We start from the raw sequence: 14,706 nt of genomic DNA on the forward strand, positions 1-14,706 counted from the left end.
AAACTTGATACTTTATTTTTATAAATTCCTTTGTTATAATAATTCTAAATAAAGGAGATGGTAATTGAAATCCATTTTCAATTAAACATCACATATAAATACTAATTTATAGATATTTTGATATTGATTTTCATTATCAGGAGGGAAATGAATGGAATACTCTAATCGAGAAAATATAAATTTAATTGAGAAAATAAAAGAACATGCAGAATTAATTGCGGCTCTTATAGCTGGAATATTTATTTTATTAGCTTGGCGTTTAGATATAAATGAGCAAACAACTGCTTCTGTTCTTCTATACATTATCGCATTTTGTGTAGGTGGCTTTGCAAAAGCAAAGGAAGGCATTGAAGAAACAATAGAAGAGCGAAAGTTAAACGTTGAGCTACTAATGGTACTAGCGGCTATTGGCTCAGCAGCAATCGGCTATTGGACAGAGGGTGCGATTCTTATTTTTATTTTTGCAGTAAGTGGTGCTCTTGAAACATATGCGATGAATAAAAGTCAGCGCGAAATCTCAGCACTTATGAAATTACAGCCTGAAGAGGCATGGCTAGTTCGTGGTGGCTTTGAGCCTATGAAAGTAGCTGTTTCTACACTACAAATCGGCGATCATTTACTGATTAAACCAGGAGAGCGTATTCCAGCAGATGGTGTTATTTTTAAAGGGCAGTCCTCTATTGATGAATCGGCTATTAGTGGCGAATCATTACCGATTTCAAAACAACAGGGTGATGAAGTATTCGCAGGCACAGTGAACCTAAATGGCGCGATTACCATTGAAATGACGAAACCCAATTCAGAAACATTGTTCCAAAAAATTATTCAGCTTGTGCAAAGCGCACAAAGTGAAAAATCACCCTCACAACAATTTATTGAAAAATTTGAAGGTACGTATGTAAAATTTGTTTTACTTGCTGTTGCTATTATGATGTTTCTTCCCCACTTCTTACTTGGCTGGGACTGGACAACAACGTTTTATCGGGCAATGGTGCTATTAGTTGTGGCATCTCCTTGTGCTCTTGTTGCATCCATTATGCCTGCTACGCTTGCAACGATTTCAAACGGTGCAAAAAATGGCTTGCTATTTAAAGGTGGCTTACACTTAGAGCATCTTAGTGTGTTACGTGCATTAGCTGTTGATAAAACAGGGACATTAACACAAGGAAAACCTGTTGTAACAGATTTTATTGTTCGTAATGGAGCAGATCGTCAAGCAACTTTAGCCATTATCGCAGGAATTGAAGCACAATCAAATCATCCATTAGCACAAGCTATTACTGCCTATGCCAAAGCAGAGGGACTTACAGCATTCCCACAAACAGCCATTGAGGATATTCCCGGCTGGGGCATTAAAGGGATAATTGATAATAAGGAATACCAAATTGGCAAACCTGATTTTGTTGGTGCACAGCTTGCCAATGATTTTGCAGATGGTGCTGCAGCGGCCCTAGCAGCAGAAGGTAAAACAATTATTTTTCTGCGTGATTCGAATGGCATTGTCGCATTAATCGCCTTAAAGGATATTGTACGCAATGAAGCTAAAAAAGCTGTGTCTTTATTAAAAGAGCTTGGTATTCAAGTTGTGATGCTAACAGGTGATAATGAAAAAACAGCAAAGGCGGTCGCTAAAGAGGCTGGCGTAACAGAGTATGTTGCAGAATGTCTTCCTGAAACAAAAGTAACAGAGGTAAAACGTCTACTTACACAGCATCAATTTGTAGGAATGGTTGGTGACGGTATTAATGATGCTCCTGCGTTAGCTACTGCAACAACTGGTATTGCGATGGGTGAAGGGACAGATGTTGCCCTAGAAACAGCCGATATTGTCTTAATGAAAAATGATCTATCAAAAATCGCCTATGCTGTACGTCTATCTCGCAAAATGCAGCGTATTGTTAAGCAAAATATTTTCTTTTCTATAGGTGTAATTATTTTATTAATAGCTTCTAACTTCCTACAAGTTGTAGATTTACCTTTAGGTGTTATTGGACATGAAGGTAGCACAATTCTCGTTATTTTAAATGGTTTGCGTATGCTTAATAAAAACATCTAGTTCCATAAAAACAACCTTGCTTCTCTATATAAAAGAGAAAAGCAAGGTTATTTTAGTTAGTCTTTTATATCCTTTTGTAGTGCTCTTTTTTGCATGGTAGCATTTAGCACTCCACCAAAGATTAAAATAATACCTGTAAAATATAGCCATAGCATTAAAATAATTACGCCACCAATACTGCCATATGTCGCAGAATAGTTTCCAAAGTTACTAATATAAAAAGAGAAACCGTATGTGACTGCTAGCCACGCAAGCGTAGCAAACATTGCGCCAGGCCATACACCCATTATTTTTAAACGAGGACTTGTATTTGGCACAAACCAATACATCCCCATTAAGACAGTAAAAATCAATAACGGTGGCATTGACCATCGTAATTTATGCCAAATGGAGGCAAATTGTTCCTCTATCCCAACGATTGAAAATAAAAAATTTCCAATTTGTTGTCCAAAAACAGGTAATAAAAGAGCCACCGCAATAACAATCACAAGCGCTATTGTAAAAACAAGAGATAAGCCCCTATCAAATATACCTGCTCTACTCTCTGTATCATAGGCTTTATTCAAGGCTCTAATTAATGCATTAATGCCTTTAGAAGCAGACCAAATCGTACCCAAAACCCCAATTGACAATAGACTACTATTACGATTTGTTAAAATCTCATTTAACGTATTTTCAATAAGACGATAAACCTCATCTGGCAACACATTCACTAAAAATGCATATACCTGTGTTGTTTGTAAGTTCAAATATGGCAATAGCGTAACTAAAAAGATGAGTAATGGGAAGAATGATAGCAAAAAGAAATAGGCTAATTGTGCGGCAAGCGCAGATATTTCCACTCGCTTTAGCCTACTAATTAAATCTTGGACAAACCCTTTAGAGGTCATAACATCAATCGCTTCCTCGTCTGGTGAAACAAATGATTTAACAAGTCCAAGCGTATCATGCATTTTTGCCTTTTTCTTTTCCATACAATTTTCCTCCTAAAGCTGCCATTACTCCTTTTCTGGTAATGTAAAGGCTGATTTCGTGTCTTCAATCATCTCCTGTACTGTAGAAGGTACATCTTTAAACTCCTCTACTTTTTCAACAATCATATTAACATTATCTGACACATTTTCATAAAGCCCCTTCGCAGCTGATAGCTTTTCCTCAATAAGCATTTGCAATTCCTCACGATTTGCAGCATAGTACGAAATGGCTTCTTTCATTTTTTTAGTTGTAGCAACTGTGTGTTCACGAGTAGTACGATCAAGCATACTTAATGCCGCACCAACTGTTGCTCCTGCTATAATCGAAATAAATAATTTACTTTGACCCATAGTAAAACCTCCTGCTTGTATAATTATGTATTCCCTGCTATTTCATAAATAAACAACTTCCTGCATTTATTCTACCCAATAACAGTGTATTTTTAAAGCAATGCTCAAATACATAATTGACATTTTTTATATTCAATGAAATGATATGTACGATAAGTGCGAAAGGTAGGGTAAAAAATGAATTTATCAGTTCCGTCTAAAGAAAATGTTATTTATATGGTTGAGCAAATGAAGGATAAGCTTCGTATGGTAAATGTGGATGCAATGAAATCGGAAAATTTTGATGAAACAAACTATGAAGATTTAGTGTACTTATATGAAATGGTCATGAAAAGAGAGTCCTTTAGCCCAAGTGAAATGCAGGCGATCGTTGCTGAATTAGGCTCTTTACGTAAATAAGCAATGAAAAGCTATTAGCAAAAGACTGGTGTCTAGTGCTAATAGCTTTTCTATTATTGTGTATTTGTTGCTTCTGAGCCATCTTCAGTTACTAATGGCTGAATTAAAACTTCCACGCGGCGGTTCTTTGCACGACCTTCTGCTGTATCATTTGGTGCAATTGCACGGTTTTCACCATACCCTTTAGCACTAAAGTTTTCAGACTTTAATTCAGGATTACTATTTAATAAAACCATATAAAAATTCGATGCACGCATTAATGAAAGCTCTAAGTTCGATGAAAAATTAGGACCTGCTGGAACATTATCTGTATGCCCTGTTATAACAATATTACGTGGTGGATTAGACACTAATACATCCGCTAGCTCTTTTGCGATAGGAAGATATTCTGGTTTAATTGTCGCTTGTCCAGAATCAAATAAAATGCTATCACGAATTGTCACAAGCAAACCTTCATCCGTCATTTCTGTCGCAAATTGATCCTCCATTTCATTAACAGCAATAAAATTATCTACGCTATCTTTAATAGCTGCTAGCTCCTGCTGGTCTTTTAAATAGGCAGAGTTTTGCTGTGGCGGATTGCTACTATCGGCATTAGGATTTGAGATAGGAGCTGGCTGGTCTAAAAAGCCTGTTCCACCATCAAATACTTGATTAAAAACTTCTGACATTCTCTCTAGCTTTTCTTGGTCAACAGAGCTAGATGCGAAGAGTACGATAAACAATGCTAGTAAAAGTGTTAAAATATCCGCATAAGGAACAAGCCAGGATTCATCCACATGATCTTCATGCTTATGCTTTTTACGCCTCTTTGCCACCGATATCACCCTCATTTCCGCCTATAACTTTACGACGCTCCTCCATCGTTAAGTAAGAAGCTAGTTTTTGTTCAATCACACGTGGAGCTTCTCCTTCTAAAACGGATAAAATACCTTCAATCATCAACCTTTTCTGCTTCACTTCTATCACGGATTTACGTTTAAGTTTATTTGCGAATGGATGCCATAAAACATATCCTGTAAAAATCCCTAATAATGTCGCCATAAAGGCAGCAGAAATAGCATGACCTAATTTTTCAATATCATTCATATCAGCTAATGCAGCAATTAGTCCTACTACCGCGCCAAGTACCCCTAAAGTTGGTGCATATGAACCAGCTTGTGTAAAAATAGCTGCACCACCTGCATGGCGCTCTTCCATTGCCTCAACTTCCTCTGTTAAAACATCTCGAATATAGTCTGCATTTTGCCCGTCAATGGCTAAAGTCAATCCATTTTTCAAAAATGGGTCTTCAATCTCTGAAGATTTACTTTCTAACGCTAGTAAACCTTCACGACGCGCTAAATCCGCCCATTGCGAGAACATTTTAATAAGTTCAACATCATCGACTAATTTTGTTTCTTGCATTAAAATTTTAAACAGTTTGGGTACACGCTTTAGCTCTTTCATAGGAACCGCGATTGTTACTGCTGCAATTGTACCAACAATAATGATAAGAATGGCCGCTGGATTATAAAAGGCAGCTAAACTTACTCCCTTCAAGTACATTCCGGTTAATAATGCTACAAATGCTAATATTAACCCTACAACTGTTGATATATCCATTTTAGAAACCTCCAAATCTACTACTAATCTTAATTTCGCCTATATTTCCATATTTTAAAATATATATAACACTAGTATAAATGTATTTGCTTAATTTTTCGATGAAATAAATACTTTTTATTCACATTTCGACCATATTTGATTATATTGAATTAAGAATATTACACTAAACTTTCTTAATTTGAAGGGAGATATGATTTTGTTATTATCATTTGATACAAAATTATTAAAATATGCCGAATTGGCTGTAAAAGTAGGAGTAAATATCCAAAAAGATCAGTACCTTTATATAAGCTGTTCGACCGACAACATAAAACTAGCACAAATAATTACTAAAACAGCATATAAAAATGGCGCGAAACAAGTATTTGTGGACCTATCTGATGATGAGCTTGTACGTGCTCGCTATGAATATGCTTCTGAAGACTCATTCGATTTTTTCCCTCCTTGGAAAGTACAGGAACGAGAATGGTTGGCGGAGCATGGTGCAGCATTTTTGAGTATTACCTCACAAAACCCAGATTTATTAAAAGGAATTGAGCGCGACAGAATTATGACATTCCAAAAAGCATCTGGTAAAGCATTGGCAAACTATTATCAATGGCTACAGGCAGATAAATTTAGCTGGTCTGTTATTGCCGCACCTTCCAAAGCATGGGCAGCAAAGGTGTTCCCTCACCTGCCTGAAGAGCAGCAAATCGATGCATTATGGGATGCTATCTTTGCAGCAACACGTATCGATATTGAACATTCCGTTGAGGCTTGGCATGCACATGATAAAGAATTACATAGCAAAGCTGATTATCTCAATCATCAGCAATATAAAGCATTACACTATACAGCTCCGGGTACAGACCTTACAATCGACCTACCAGCACAGCATATATGGACAGGTGGTAGTAGTGTAAATATGCAGGGGCAATCGTTTATGGCAAATATGCCAACAGAAGAAATTTTTACAGCACCATTAAAAACAGGTGTGAATGGTTATGTCACAAGCACAAAACCATTAAGCTATGGTGGCAATATTATCAACAATTTTACATTAACTTTTAAGGATGGCCGTATTGTTGATATAAAGGCAGAGCAAGGACAGGAAATTTTAACTGCTCTTATTGAAACAGATGAAGGGGCTCATTACCTAGGTGAAGTTGCCTTAGTACCACATCAATCACCTATCTCACAAGCTAATTTATTATTTTACAATACATTATTTGATGAAAATGCTTCAAATCATTTAGCAATTGGTAGCGCTTATGCATTTTGTATTGAAGGCGGCAAGAACATGTCCACCGAAGAATTAAGTGCACATGGTCTTAATCGAAGTTTAACACATGTAGACTTTATGATTGGATCAAGCCAAATGAATATAGATGGTATTACTCACAATAATCAAAAAGACCCAATCTTCCGGAATGGTAATTGGGCATTCTAAATCATCCATTTTTACTAGTAATATTCTAGGCTAGGTATGTTATGGTTGTCATAAATTATCCTTAGATTTTCCTAATAACCTATTGTATAATTAAATCAGGTAATTTAGTAGATCATTTAAGTAAGAGAGGGGCTCTAATCATGTTTATTACAACTGTTCTTGGTTTTTCAGCAGTTTTATTAATTTCTACAGGATTCTTCATTCATTACCTACAAGTAGGTTTAGATGGTAAATCTTCAGTAACTGTAGACCCAAAACCAGAAAATGAATATTAATCTATAAAAAACAGCTACCAAAAAGTAGCTGTTTTTTTATTTTGTACTATCACTTCACAAATCGAAGGGTGAAACAGCTATTTCATACAAGGAGGCGTATCAGGTTGGGCTAGATGCATAAGTAAATATGCATCAAGATACTTGTTTCGTGTAAAAATTTATATAAATAACGTCTTTATTGTTTGCATATTGAACTTTTTCCTCTACAATATTTTTGTAAGGAAGGGAGCAATTTTCATGACAATGTTACAAGATATTTTAGAGTTTAACAAAGACTTTGTACAAGAAAAAAAATATGAACCATTTATTACAACGAAATATCCTGATAAACATATTGTTGTTTTATCTTGTATGGATACTCGTCTTGTAGAGCTTTTACCTAAAGCAATGAATTTGCGTAATGGCGATGTCAAAATTGTTAAAAGTGCTGGGGCATTAGTCAGCCATCCTTTTGGTGCAGTTATGCGTAGTTTATTAGTTGCTGTCTATGGTCTACAAGCTGATGAGGTATATGTAGTAGGACACTATGACTGCGGTATGAGTGCAGTTGACCCTGAAGCAATGCTTAGTGAAATGGTTGCTAGAGGTGTTGATCCAGAAACAATTAAGATGTTAGAATATTCCGGTTTCGACTTAAAAGACTTTTTACGTGGCTTTGGTGATGTGGCGACAAGTGTTAAGAAAAGCGTTGATACAATTCGTAATCACCCATTAATGGTTAAAAATGTACCTGTTCATGGCTTAATCATTGACCCTAATACAGGTCGACTTGATGTAATTGAAGATGGTACAAAAGAATTAAAATAATGAATAAAATAGTGCCTATCCTTCGCCCTGAAGGATAGGCACTTAACCTGCTATGCATCCTCTAAACGTGCATACATATAATGGTCTACCCATTGACCATTAATATACAAAAGCTTTCTTAAAAGACCTTCTTGTTGAAATCCTGCCTTTTCTAAGACACGCATAGAAGCCATATTTTGTGTTGATACATAAGCTTCTACCCGATGTAGACCGATTTGATCAAATGCAAATCGAACGACCATATTCACCGCCTCTGTTACGATGCCTTTTCCTATATACAATTCATCCATAGCATATCCAATAAATGCACTTGAATATGGTAAACGCTTCACAGCATAAAGTGCAATATGTCCTATTAAATTATTTGTGCCATGCTCAAAGATACCAAAGGTAAACTCCCGCTTTGATTCCATTAAATATAAGCTTTCTTGTATTTTTTTATACTGCGCCTCAATTGTATAGTATTCAGGTCTTTGTAGCGGCTCATATATCGACCAAAAATATTTATTGCGACTGACAAGCCCCGCTAAACTTTGTGCATCTTTTTCTTGGAATGTGCGGATGTAGCATTTTTCCCCCTGAATTGTGACCACATTCCCACCCTTTTTTCTTAATAAGTTCCAAATTTTAAGCACCATTTCTCCACACTAGCCTTCCAATCAATATCTATATAGCTTACGCTTTTACTGGCAGTTACTATGCCTATCTATTGCCAGCCAGTATTAGTTATTTTATTGTATGTAAAAAAAGATGCTGCTACAACTAAAACAACCTATGTCTTATTGCCACAGCATCATTATTGTATTATTTTGCTTGTTGTTTTTCTTTTTTTTCATCCACTGTTTCTTGAGTGGATGATTCGGCTTGTTCGTTCTGTAAGACATTTGTTAAATGCAGACCACGCTTTTGTGCCTCTCGCTCAATATGGGCAATTGTTTCTTGTAGTACATGTACACGTGCATATTTTTTATCGTCCCCAGCTACTAAAATCCAAGGTGCATTTTCCTTATCTGTTTTTTCGAACATATCATTTGCTGCTTCAATATACTGCGGTGTTTTATCACGATTTCGCCAATCCTCATCTGTTAGCTTCCAAGCTTTATAAGGATTCTGTTCACGCTCTGTAAAACGCTTTAATTGCTCTTCATCTGAAACATGTAGCCAAAACTTAATAATTATGTAATCCCCTGCAGTTAAAATTTTCTCAAAATTATTAATTTCTTCATATGCACGAGACCATTCATCCTTTGTGGCAAACCCTTCAATACGCTCTACTAGCACACGTCCATACCAAGAACGGTCAAAAATTGCTACTTGTCCATGCTGCGGTAATTTTCGCCAAAAACGTTGTAAATAATTGTAGCGCAGTTCATGGGGCTGTGGAGCGGCAATAGGATGTACAACATAGCCTCGCGGGTCAATGCGTTCAACTAAGCGTTTAATAGCGCCTCCTTTGCCGGCTGCATCTAAGCCTTCAAATACTAGAATTAAACCAATTTTATTTTTTAATAAAAATTGTTGTGCATTCAGCATTTCATATTGTAAAACCTTTAATTTCTTTTTATACATCTTTTTGTCTAGCTCAATTGATAAATCAAGATTTTTCAAGTTTTTTGCCATGTCAGCTTCCACTCCTTTTATTTGGATAATTTTATTGTACTAAAGAAATATATGGATGCCTATCAACATGTGAAATATAAAGAAAACAACACAATACATCGTTGGAAATTTCCGCTATAATAGAAAAAGTGACAGTAGCTATACATATTTGTCTTTTCCCTATACAATCTAACACGAAGGGAGAGGAAAGCATGCCTCAGTTTATATTGATGACAATGTCCTATATTGTGTCACTTATCCTAACCTTTTCATCCTTTTTTATGCATATAAACGGTCAATCTTCACTCGAAATTGCTAATCGCTTTTCTGTTGTATTTGCACCTATTAATATAAGTTATGTAATATGGATCGTTATTTACGTATTCCTTGGTTATTGGTTAGCTATGAACATTAAAAAGACATCTATGAAGCAAACTGCGCTCTTTAGCTGCATAAATATATTGCAAGCATTAACGATATATGTATGGCATCATGAGCTATTTATTGTTTCTCTTGGTATTACATTATTATTAGTGTTGTATTTATTTATGCTTTACAGTACGTATCCTCTGTACGATCAATCGCCATCTGGTCGACTGCCTTTTGCCTTTTATTTCGCATGGGCAACATTTACACTTATCACAAATATTAGTTTTACATTAACAGCTTATGGCTGGAACGGCTTTGGTCTTAGCATCCCTCTTTGGGCAGTAATATTATTGACATTGGGAGGAGCTATTGCACTACATATCCGCTTCCATCACTTTGATAGAGTATATCCAAGTGTTTTTATTTGGGCTTATATAGGAATCGCCTTACATAATGGTTTTGATGAGTTACTTGTCACAACAGCTGCGCTATTTTTATGTGGCGTCCTCTTTGTCGGTATTTTATTTATGAAAAAAAATCCTGCCCACCAAAAATAATTGGTTAGCAGGATTTTTTGTATTTCTATTATTCCTCATCTAATGAAGTTAAAATAATTGGTTTGTCTTTTGTTACAATGATGGAATGTTCAATTTGAGCAACAAGTGATTTATCAGGTGTTACAAATGTCCAGCCATCGCCAGCTTCTACAACATGCTCTGCCTTTGCGGAAATAAACGGCTCCACCGCAAGCACCATGCCTTCCTTCATAATGGTAGAATCCCATGCATCATAATAGTTTAAAATATGATTTGGCTCATCATGTAAAGATTGCCCTAAGCCATGACCTGTTAAATTCATAATAACCGTTAAGCCATTAGCATTTGCCTCACGCTCAACTGCTTTCCCAATTTGATTTAATTTGGAGCCAGCTTTTACCTTTGTCATTGCTCGATCAAAAGCACTTTTGGCAACGCGACATAGCTTTTCTTTATCCTCGTAGCCTTCACCTACTACAAATGAAATACCAGTATCCGCAAAGTAACCGTTTAAAGAGCCAGATACATCAATATTCACAATATCCCCTTCTTTAATAACACGTTTCCCTGGAATACCGTGTGCCACTTCCTCATTAACGCTAATACAAGTATAGCCTGGGAAATCATATTCTCCCTTTGGCCCAGAAATAGCGCCAGCCTCTGCAAACATACGACCTGCCATTTCATCTAGCTCAAGCGTTGTGACACCTGGTTTTGTAGCTGCCTTCATCGCCTCGCGAATCTCAGCACAGATACGGCCAATTTTTTTAAAAGCTTCAAGCTCCTCTTGTGTTTTTACAATCATCTTTAACGATCCTTTCCTGTTAAATGTCTACCCTTAACTATAACATAACTTCCCAAGCATAGAACTCAAAACGCTTGAAATATTGTATGCTTGGCACAATGTGCAAATAAGGGCATATACATCACTTTCAGTAGGTCTATTTATTACGAATCGTTAGCATATATTGTGTATTCGTAATAACTAATATAAAGACAATCAGGAAAATAGCCATTAGCTGAGATACACCTGAAATCACAGAATATGCAATTAGGAAAAGTATAGCTAGTAGCAATAGCACATTTAAGCTACGAAAAGAGCCGTACAAGCCGTTAAGTATAATATGATGTCCACCTTCATCACTAATTGTCATTATACTTTTAGCATAGTCTTTATCATTGAGAGACGACCAATTACGCTCTGGCTAAACCACTTTCGCTAGCTCTAAAAAAATCATATCCAGTATAAAACTAAGTAATACACATCCTATGCCAATAAAAATAAAAATCGTTGGTACATCTGTTAAACTAGCAATTGCTAACATCAAAATAGAAAAATAAATAGCTATATTTGACGCAAGCATGATGTCCCCTAAACGTCTATATTGCAACAGCTCGAACTCATCCTATTCATCACCAACCATATTTTCCCATAATATACTTTTATCCTGTTATATCCAATCAAGCTTATAATCATCAATAAAATGGAAATAACCGTAAAAATGACTGTTAACTCAAGTTTCATTGATGGAATATTTATATCAAACGCTAGTCGTCCAAGCAATAAATACACTACTGTAAAGCCGACTAATACACTAATCAACATTCCGCCTATATGTTTTTTCATAGTTCACCCTCCTCAAAAAAGAAAATATTTTCAATAGGCTCCTTAAATATTTTTGCAATACGTATAGCGATTAATAATGATGGAATAAGTTCTTCTCTCTCAATTAAACTAATTGTTTGGCGCGAAACCTGTGCCAATTTTGCTAACTCTGTTTGATTCAAGCCATCACGTGCCCGAAGCTCCTTTAATCGAGTTCTCATTCGTCCACCACCTAGCTATTGTTCATCATTTTGACAATTATATTTTACAAAATGATTTATTTATTAGTCAAAATGCAATTTATTTTATTCAAAAAAAGCATGTATGCCTATTGTTGGCTACATGCTTTAGTTTAATTTTATTTACCATGTCTTAATAGCTACTGTACTAGTATATGCCTGATTGTTAAATGTAACTTTCGTAGTTGCTGTCTTTTCTAACAATATAACAGAGGTACGGACTTTCTCCACGGCAAAGCAATCCAAAGGTTCATTCTTTTCCTGTTTATAGTCCAGATTTATTTGCATAACTTTATTAGATTGCGTAATCGTTGTAATATCTAATTGGCAGCCTGCCTCAACATATTTAAAAAAATAAACATCATTGATGGCAAAATCAACGGTTGGTAGATCATCCTGTACCTGGAAATATGCCCATAGATTTTGCATTTCCTCCATTGTAGAAGCCTTATAGCTTAACCAGTTATTCTGATGATCCTTAGGTCCTGTATTCACTGAGAGTAATGTTGTAAAGGCTATTTGTTCCTGAGGCGGCTCTTTTGCGCTACAACCCATTAATAGTGCAAGTATCAAAAAAGGTAGCTATATGCTCTCATAAAATCACTCCTAATCTGTATACTACTCTTGAATTTCAATTAACTTTAACATTACTACTCGATTTATGCAAAGATATTCCGTAATATGGTTGTACATCCTGATATTTAGTAACCCATCCTCCAATAATGGCATTACCAATAATACGGTTACCTGTAACAACACCAGCAAAATTAACATTAGTATTAAGACCATCTAATACATAAACAGCACCACCACTGTCACCTCCTAAGGAGAAATTATCACCTTTAACATATGCTAACTTATACGATATATTATCACCAAAATTTTTATTAGTTGTATTAGCATATAGGACTTCACCACATGTAACATGTGTCAACCTTTAACACACTGATCGTATAGTAACGACCTTTGTATAAAATAACTTTTTTTGAGAAATTAATATTGTATCAATTGTGGTCTTGCTGTAAATACTAATACACTGACAATTGCTGTTAAAATGGTTGCAGGCAGCATGTACGTACCATTATAAATAATGGCATAAAGCCATGCATTTTGATCGCCCGCATATTCTGCAAAAAATACTGCACCTGCACAAGTATGTGCTACATAGCGTAAAAAGCCAGCAAACACAGTGCCTATTATAATATAACGTACCATTTTTGCCTTATCATTATGTTTAGCAGCCTCTAATAATGGCTGACGTACAATTGCTGCTAGTCCAACAACTGTAAAGGCAACACCATAATCCAATAGTCCCTGAAGCCAATGTACAATATAAGCACCAAACATTGTTTGGATAACACCTACAAGTAAACCAGTTGTAAGCCCAGCGGTTAATCCCCAACGAAATGCCATTAGTACAATGGGAACCATCACAAGACTAACAGAGCCGCCTTGTGCCCATACTTTAAAGGAGATTTGATCGAGTACAAGACCAATCGCAGCAAATATTGCAATCTCCGTAAGCATTAGTAATCTTTTTTTGTCCATAGATATTCTCTCCTTTGTTCCGATGTAGGATACAAGAGCAGGAATAGAAATGCACGCGTGTATCTGCTACTGACATTTTTTCATTTAAAAAAATGAAAAAACGATGTCAGGACAGAGCCTCACATCGTACGAGTGTTGGTTTCTATCCACATCCCTACGCAAGCGTTAACTTACAGGTTCAAAGAGTCAAGGCATTACGTGCCCATTCTCAGCTGACATCATCAGCTCCCCTTGTGGTCATTACATCTGAAATTTTTTGAACATCTCCATTGTAAGCAAATACAGCTAGGATAACAACCTCTTTCACTTATAATTTTTTTGAAACTTTGCTGTTTTTGATGCGTAAATATTAAAAAAGGAGGTACAACTATGGAGAACCCTAAAATTTTATCTGCCTTTAGCTATCTCAGTATTTTCTTTGCCCCTTTTATCGTGCCATTAATTGTTTATTTTGTTGTAAAAGATAGCGATGTCAAAAGACATTCTATTCGTGCCCTTGTTTCACATTTAATTCCTTTTGTTTTTGGCATTTTATTTATGATTGTCTTTATTTTTTCTACATTTAGTTTGGACTCAACATCTGGCAATACATTTCTTATCGTCTGGATTGTATCGTTCGCTCTTTATGCCATCGTATCACTTGGCATTGTAGTTTGGAATATTATTCAGGCAATTCGTGTTGCTCGTTAATGTTTTAAACGTAACACAAACAGGTAGTAGTAAATGTAAAAGGAGCTGTTTTTTAAATGAAAGTATCGAACGTTGTGAAAACTGCTGTAAAGTTAGCGCCTATTATCATACCTATTGTAAAAAAGGTCATGGCCTCAAAGAAAGGAACAACTCCTAAAGCGCCTCCACGTACGAAATAAAGGAGCGGCTCAATATTATTTGAGCCACTCCCTTTCAT

Annotated in this window: 20 protein-coding genes, 1 pseudogene and 1 riboswitch; of the genes and pseudogenes, 7 read left to right on the plus strand and 14 right to left on the minus strand. The window is 35.9% G+C overall.

Annotated elements, in window-relative coordinates; all coding sequences use genetic code 11:
• The first annotated feature begins 151 nt into the window (after window positions 1–151).
• Window positions 152–2,056 carry a heavy metal translocating P-type ATPase gene (locus tag MHB42_RS16595; protein WP_340807530.1) on the plus strand — a complete coding sequence of 635 codons (1,905 nt, stop codon included), beginning with the start codon at window positions 152–154 and terminating at the stop codon, window positions 2,054–2,056.
• 56 nt (window positions 2,057–2,112) lie between these two features.
• Here MHB42_RS16595 and MHB42_RS16600 read toward each other — a convergent pair whose 3' ends face one another.
• Window positions 2,113–3,030: a YihY/virulence factor BrkB family protein gene (locus MHB42_RS16600; RefSeq protein WP_340807531.1), complete on the minus strand. Its 918-nt coding sequence runs from the start codon at window positions 3,028–3,030 to the stop codon at window positions 2,113–2,115.
• 24 nt (window positions 3,031–3,054) lie between these two features.
• Window positions 3,055–3,381 (minus strand): YtxH domain-containing protein, encoded by a 327-nt coding sequence (locus MHB42_RS16605; RefSeq protein ID WP_340807533.1) that lies wholly within the window; start codon window positions 3,379–3,381, stop codon window positions 3,055–3,057.
• A gap of 177 nt (window positions 3,382–3,558) precedes the next feature.
• Here MHB42_RS16605 and MHB42_RS16610 point away from each other — a divergent pair, with 177 nt between their 5' ends.
• Window positions 3,559–3,780: a DUF1128 domain-containing protein gene (locus MHB42_RS16610; RefSeq protein WP_340807535.1), complete on the plus strand. Its 222-nt coding sequence runs from the start codon at window positions 3,559–3,561 to the stop codon at window positions 3,778–3,780.
• A gap of 53 nt (window positions 3,781–3,833) precedes the next feature.
• Here the strand turns inward: MHB42_RS16610 and motB are convergent, their stop codons facing one another.
• Window positions 3,834–4,598, minus strand: a complete 765-nt coding sequence (gene motB, locus MHB42_RS16615) for a flagellar motor protein MotB (RefSeq protein ID WP_340807536.1) — start codon at window positions 4,596–4,598, stop codon at window positions 3,834–3,836.
• Window positions 4,582–5,385 (minus strand): flagellar motor stator protein MotA, encoded by an 804-nt coding sequence (motA, locus tag MHB42_RS16620; RefSeq protein WP_340807538.1) that lies wholly within the window; start codon window positions 5,383–5,385, stop codon window positions 4,582–4,584. Before motA ends, motB begins: the two co-directional genes overlap by 17 nt.
• Before the next feature lie 193 nt (window positions 5,386–5,578).
• On the opposite strand from motA, the gene MHB42_RS16625 reads away from it, so the two are divergent.
• The 3 genes from MHB42_RS16625 (at window position 5,579) to MHB42_RS16635 (ending at window position 7,902) form a co-directional block, all read left to right on the plus strand.
• Window positions 5,579–6,820 carry an aminopeptidase gene (locus tag MHB42_RS16625; protein WP_340807539.1) on the plus strand — a complete coding sequence of 414 codons (1,242 nt, stop codon included), beginning with the start codon at window positions 5,579–5,581 and terminating at the stop codon, window positions 6,818–6,820.
• Between the two features lie 140 nt (window positions 6,821–6,960).
• Entirely contained in the window at window positions 6,961–7,095 is a 135-nt protein-coding gene (locus MHB42_RS16630; protein WP_340807541.1) for a hypothetical protein, read from the plus strand.
• Between the two features lie 237 nt (window positions 7,096–7,332).
• Window positions 7,333–7,902, plus strand: a complete 570-nt coding sequence (locus MHB42_RS16635; protein ID WP_340807542.1) for a beta-class carbonic anhydrase — start codon at window positions 7,333–7,335, stop codon at window positions 7,900–7,902.
• Window positions 7,903–7,952: 50 nt separating this feature from the next.
• Here the strand turns inward: MHB42_RS16635 and MHB42_RS16640 are convergent, their stop codons facing one another.
• The gene (locus MHB42_RS16640; protein ID WP_340807544.1) at window positions 7,953–8,540 is read right to left on the minus strand and encodes a GNAT family N-acetyltransferase; all 588 of its coding nucleotides are present in this window, start codon (window positions 8,538–8,540) and stop codon (window positions 7,953–7,955) included.
• A 166-nt stretch (window positions 8,541–8,706) separates the two neighbouring features.
• Window positions 8,707–9,522 carry a polyphosphate kinase 2 family protein gene (locus tag MHB42_RS16645; RefSeq protein WP_340807546.1) on the minus strand — a complete coding sequence of 272 codons (816 nt, stop codon included), beginning with the start codon at window positions 9,520–9,522 and terminating at the stop codon, window positions 8,707–8,709.
• Between the two features lie 191 nt (window positions 9,523–9,713).
• Here MHB42_RS16645 and MHB42_RS16650 point away from each other — a divergent pair, with 191 nt between their 5' ends.
• On the plus strand, window positions 9,714–10,427 hold the full coding sequence (locus MHB42_RS16650; protein ID WP_340807547.1) for a hypothetical protein: 714 nt from the start codon (window positions 9,714–9,716) through the stop codon (window positions 10,425–10,427).
• Between the two features lie 28 nt (window positions 10,428–10,455).
• Here MHB42_RS16650 and map read toward each other — a convergent pair whose 3' ends face one another.
• The 8 genes and pseudogenes from map to thiT form a co-directional block, all read right to left on the minus strand.
• Window positions 10,456–11,211, minus strand: coding sequence for a type I methionyl aminopeptidase (gene map / locus MHB42_RS16655; RefSeq protein ID WP_340807549.1), 756 nt, complete (start codon window positions 11,209–11,211; stop codon window positions 10,456–10,458).
• 136 nt (window positions 11,212–11,347) lie between these two features.
• Window positions 11,348–11,584: pseudogene (locus tag MHB42_RS16660) on the minus strand (DUF3169 family protein); the annotation flags it as partial.
• Between the two features lie 27 nt (window positions 11,585–11,611).
• Complete coding sequence (locus MHB42_RS16665; RefSeq protein ID WP_340807551.1) at window positions 11,612–11,797, minus strand: hypothetical protein; 186 nt, start codon at window positions 11,795–11,797, stop codon at window positions 11,612–11,614.
• On the minus strand, window positions 11,779–12,033 hold the full coding sequence (locus tag MHB42_RS16670; RefSeq protein WP_340807553.1) for a hypothetical protein: 255 nt from the start codon (window positions 12,031–12,033) through the stop codon (window positions 11,779–11,781). The genes MHB42_RS16665 and MHB42_RS16670 overlap by 19 nt, the downstream gene beginning before the upstream one ends.
• Window positions 12,030–12,233 carry a helix-turn-helix transcriptional regulator gene (locus MHB42_RS16675; protein ID WP_340807554.1) on the minus strand — a complete coding sequence of 68 codons (204 nt, stop codon included), beginning with the start codon at window positions 12,231–12,233 and terminating at the stop codon, window positions 12,030–12,032. The genes MHB42_RS16670 and MHB42_RS16675 overlap by 4 nt, the downstream gene beginning before the upstream one ends.
• Window positions 12,234–12,374: 141 nt before the next feature.
• Window positions 12,375–12,806: a hypothetical protein gene (locus tag MHB42_RS16680; protein WP_340807556.1), complete on the minus strand. Its 432-nt coding sequence runs from the start codon at window positions 12,804–12,806 to the stop codon at window positions 12,375–12,377.
• A 76-nt stretch (window positions 12,807–12,882) separates the two neighbouring features.
• Entirely contained in the window at window positions 12,883–13,185 is a 303-nt protein-coding gene (locus MHB42_RS16685) for a hypothetical protein (protein ID WP_340807558.1), read from the minus strand.
• A 59-nt stretch (window positions 13,186–13,244) separates the two neighbouring features.
• Window positions 13,245–13,799 carry an energy-coupled thiamine transporter ThiT gene (gene thiT, locus MHB42_RS16690; RefSeq protein WP_340807560.1) on the minus strand — a complete coding sequence of 185 codons (555 nt, stop codon included), beginning with the start codon at window positions 13,797–13,799 and terminating at the stop codon, window positions 13,245–13,247.
• 134 nt (window positions 13,800–13,933) lie between these two features.
• Window positions 13,934–14,041, minus strand: a riboswitch (TPP riboswitch).
• 127 nt (window positions 14,042–14,168) lie between these two features.
• On the opposite strand from thiT, the gene MHB42_RS16695 reads away from it, so the two are divergent.
• On the plus strand, window positions 14,169–14,489 hold the full coding sequence (locus MHB42_RS16695; protein WP_340807561.1) for a DUF4870 domain-containing protein: 321 nt from the start codon (window positions 14,169–14,171) through the stop codon (window positions 14,487–14,489).
• Window positions 14,490–14,706 lie beyond the last annotated feature (217 nt).

Source organism: Lysinibacillus sp. FSL K6-0232 (genome assembly GCF_038008325.1).
GTDB lineage: Bacteria > Bacillota > Bacilli > Bacillales_A > Planococcaceae > Lysinibacillus.

Coding starts and splice junctions, on each gene's coding strand:
- MHB42_RS16595 (WP_340807530.1), top strand. CDS start 152: ATGGAATACTCTAATCGAGAAAATATAAATTTAATTGAGAAAATAAAA.
- MHB42_RS16600 (WP_340807531.1), bottom strand. CDS start 3,030: ATGGAAAAGAAAAAGGCAAAAATGCATGATACGCTTGGACTTGTTAAA.
- MHB42_RS16605 (WP_340807533.1), bottom strand. CDS start 3,381: ATGGGTCAAAGTAAATTATTTATTTCGATTATAGCAGGAGCAACAGTT.
- MHB42_RS16610 (WP_340807535.1), top strand. CDS start 3,559: ATGAATTTATCAGTTCCGTCTAAAGAAAATGTTATTTATATGGTTGAG.
- motA (WP_340807538.1), bottom strand. CDS start 5,385: ATGGATATATCAACAGTTGTAGGGTTAATATTAGCATTTGTAGCATTA.
- MHB42_RS16625 (WP_340807539.1), top strand. CDS start 5,579: ATGATTTTGTTATTATCATTTGATACAAAATTATTAAAATATGCCGAA.
- MHB42_RS16630 (WP_340807541.1), top strand. CDS start 6,961: ATGTTTATTACAACTGTTCTTGGTTTTTCAGCAGTTTTATTAATTTCT.
- MHB42_RS16635 (WP_340807542.1), top strand. CDS start 7,333: ATGACAATGTTACAAGATATTTTAGAGTTTAACAAAGACTTTGTACAA.
- MHB42_RS16640 (WP_340807544.1), bottom strand. CDS start 8,540: ATGGTGCTTAAAATTTGGAACTTATTAAGAAAAAAGGGTGGGAATGTG.
- MHB42_RS16645 (WP_340807546.1), bottom strand. CDS start 9,522: ATGGCAAAAAACTTGAAAAATCTTGATTTATCAATTGAGCTAGACAAA.
- MHB42_RS16650 (WP_340807547.1), top strand. CDS start 9,714: ATGCCTCAGTTTATATTGATGACAATGTCCTATATTGTGTCACTTATC.
- map (WP_340807549.1), bottom strand. CDS start 11,211: ATGATTGTAAAAACACAAGAGGAGCTTGAAGCTTTTAAAAAAATTGGC.
- MHB42_RS16670 (WP_340807553.1), bottom strand. CDS start 12,033: ATGAAAAAACATATAGGCGGAATGTTGATTAGTGTATTAGTCGGCTTT.
- MHB42_RS16675 (WP_340807554.1), bottom strand. CDS start 12,233: ATGAGAACTCGATTAAAGGAGCTTCGGGCACGTGATGGCTTGAATCAA.
- MHB42_RS16680 (WP_340807556.1), bottom strand. CDS start 12,806: ATGGGTTGTAGCGCAAAAGAGCCGCCTCAGGAACAAATAGCCTTTACA.
- thiT (WP_340807560.1), bottom strand. CDS start 13,799: ATGGACAAAAAAAGATTACTAATGCTTACGGAGATTGCAATATTTGCT.
- MHB42_RS16695 (WP_340807561.1), top strand. CDS start 14,169: ATGGAGAACCCTAAAATTTTATCTGCCTTTAGCTATCTCAGTATTTTC.